Source organism: Acidovorax sp. ST3 (assembly GCF_003231145.1).
In the GTDB taxonomy this organism is placed as follows: domain Bacteria; phylum Pseudomonadota; class Gammaproteobacteria; order Burkholderiales; family Burkholderiaceae_C; genus Acidovorax.
On the sequence record NZ_QKVP01000092.1, the window covers coordinates 1 to 580 of the forward strand.

The 580-nt window shown below is 61.7% G+C and carries 1 protein-coding gene; it reads right to left on the reverse strand.

The features are described 5' to 3' along the window. On the reverse strand, positions 1–569 hold a 569-nt coding region (locus DNK89_RS23725), incomplete at its 3' end, for an ABC transporter substrate-binding protein (protein ID WP_238990924.1). Positions 570–580: the final 11 nt, after the last annotated feature.

Sequence of the window (580 nt, forward strand, 5' to 3'; positions counted from 1 at the left end):
TCGGCGAATTCGGTCATTGCCTCGGTCGCCTCGACCAGCTTGGCACGATCTTCCGGCCCCTTGTAGCCGGCATCCTCCATCGCCTTCTTGATGACGTAAAGCGTTTCCCAGCAGCCGAACATATGGGCGGCGGTGGAAACGTCCTTGGCGTCGGCAGCGGAGGCACCATTGTCGTCGATGCCGACGGCGGCGCGATAGGCCTTCTGCGCGTCGGTGTCGTCGGCCTGGGCATAACGCGGCGAACCTTCCCAGAAATGGCTGCCATCGAGATATTCGAGGCCGGGGCTGTTGATGTCGACCGCCTCCAGCGAGTCGATGAAGCCGAACAGCTTCGGCCCGGTCGAACCGTAGAAGTCACCCAGTTCCTTGACGAAGGTCAGCACCGCCGGCCCGACCATGACGTGGTAGATGGCATCGGTATCGGACGGTATCTGCGGGAAGTACTTGGTGAAAGAGGATTCCGTCGGCGGGATGGCGATCTTTGCCACGACCTCCGCGCCGGCTTTCTGCAGGGCGGGCGGCAGGTAGTCGCGATGGTCGTAGCCGAAAGCATAGTCGGGGAAGATCATGGTGATCTTCT